At 70.5% G+C, this 2,176-nt stretch carries 2 protein-coding genes; one reads left to right on the top strand and one right to left on the bottom strand.

From position 1 onward, the window contains the following. The coding region (locus tag E7Z54_RS13650) for a ferritin-like fold-containing protein (RefSeq protein ID WP_136434570.1) at positions 1 to 572 on the bottom strand (572 nt) is incomplete at its 3' end. A gap of 254 nt (positions 573 to 826) precedes the next feature. Here E7Z54_RS13650 and E7Z54_RS13645 point away from each other — a divergent pair. Next, the coding region (locus tag E7Z54_RS13645; protein WP_136434568.1) for a DEAD/DEAH box helicase at positions 827 to 2,176 on the top strand (1,350 nt) is incomplete at its 3' end.

Here is a 2,176-nt window from a genome sequence, read left to right as displayed (position 1 = left end):
ACCCGCTGGGCCTGGGTGAGCGCCTCGCCCATCAGGCGGCGGCCCCACAGCGCGAGCCGGCCGCCGAGGCGCGGGTCCTCCGCGATGCCGGCCCGGACCCGGTCCACCACGAACTCCGCGTGGTAGCCCTCCTCCATCGCGGAGATCACCAGGTCGCGGGTGTCGGGATCGAGGTAGGCCGCGATCTCACGGTAGAAGTCGTTGGCCAGGCCGTCGCCGACGTACGCCTTGACCAGGCCCTCGTACCAGTCCGACGGCGCGGTGTGCCCGTGGAACTCCTCGATCGGCTCGCGGAACGGCGCCATCGCCTCGAACGGGTCCCGGCCGAACGCCCGGATCCGCTCGTGCAGCGGATGCACCTTCGCGATCTCGCCGCTCGCCATGGTCGCCAGGTCGAGCTTGTCGGCGATGGTCGGCGCGAGCTTCGCGTCCTCTGCCAGCCGCTCGAAGGCCGAGATCTCCCCGTAGGCGATCGCGCCGAGCAGATCCACGACCGCCTCGCGGTACGCGGGGTCGGTGTCAGGCACCGGGGACCCAGGCGTCGTGGTCGCGTCGGCGGCGGATTCAGACATGCGGGCAGGGTACAAGTACCATGGCTCACAGCGAGTGCCGCCCGACCGGTGGCCCGCAGGGCACCATGCCCACGTATGTGCGCGGCTGAGTGTGAATCAGCCGCTATGAATCTGGCGCCTGCCGACCGGCTGACGACACTCACGAAAGCGACACGACCCTGACTTCTGTAGAGAACGACAACGAGACCCCCGACACCACCGAGACGGCCGAGAACACCGAGGCTGCGGAGCGGGTCATCCCGACGTTCCGCGAAATGGGTGTGCACGCCCAGATCTGCGACTCGCTGGAGCGTGCCGGCATCGTGCACCCCTTCGCGATCCAGGAGATGACCCTCTCCGTCGCGCTGCTGGGCACCGACATGATCGGCCAGGCCCGCACCGGCACCGGCAAGACGCTGGCGTTCGGCATCCCGGTGCTGCAGCGCAGCATCGCTCCCTCCGACCCCGACTACGACCAGATCCCCGAGGGCAAGCCGCAGGCGCTCATCGTCGCGCCGACCCGCGAGCTCGCGCTCCAGGTGTCCAGCGACCTCGAGCTCGCCGGCCGGGACCGCGGCCTGCGCGTGCTGACCATCTACGGCGGCGTCGGCTACGAGCCGCAGCTCGAAGCACTCGAGGCGGGCGTCGACATCGTCGTCGGCACACCCGGGCGCCTGCTCGACCTGGCCAACCGCAAGGCGCTCGACCTCTCCCACGTGCACGCGCTCGTGCTCGACGAGGCCGACGAGATGCTCGACCTCGGCTTCCTCCCCGACGTCGAGCGGATGCTCCGGCTCACCCCGGAGACCCGCCAGACGATGCTGTTCTCGGCGACCATGCCCGCGGCGATCGTGGCCCTGGCCCGCACCCACATGCGGCACCCGATGAACATCCGCGCGGAGTCGTCGTACGAGAACGCGACGGTGCCGGCCACCGCGCAGTTCATCTACCTGGCCCACGACCTGGACAAGCCGGAGATCATCGGCCGGATCCTGCAGGCCGAGGATGCCGACAAGATGATCGTCTTCACCCGGACCAAGCGCCAGGCGCAGCGGGTGGCCGACGACCTGGAGGAGCGCGGCTTCAAGGCCAGCCCGCTCCACGGCGACATGGCGCAGGTCGCACGCGAGAAGGCGCTGACGAAGTTCCGCGAGGACAAGATCAAGGTGCTGGTCGCCACCGACGTGGCCGCTCGCGGCATCGACGTCTCCGGCGTCAGCCACGTCGTCAACTACACCTGCCCCGAGGACGACAAGACCTACGTCCACCGGATCGGCCGCACCGGCCGGGCCGGCGCCTCCGGCATCGCGATCACGCTGGTCGACGCCACCGACGTACACCGCTGGAAGATGATCAACAAGGCGCTCGACCTGCCGTTCGACGAGCCGCTCGAGACCTACTCGACCTCCGAGCACCTCTTCCACGACCAGGGCATCCCGCCGGGCACCAAGGGCCGGATCGTCCCGCCCGCTCCCCAGGCACCGAGGTCCGACCGTGACCGTAGTGACCGCGGTGACCGCGGGCGCGGCGAGCGCGGCGGGCGCGAGCGTCGCGAGGGCGGCGAGCGCAACCGTGAGGGCGGCGAGCGCAACCGGGAGCGCACCCGCACCCGAACCCGCAGCGGT

It is taken from the genome of Nocardioides sp. (genome assembly GCF_004803405.1).
Classification (GTDB): Bacteria; Actinomycetota; Actinomycetes; order Propionibacteriales; family Nocardioidaceae; genus Nocardioides; species Nocardioides vastitatis.
This window is presented reverse-complemented; position numbering and strand designations above follow the sequence as displayed.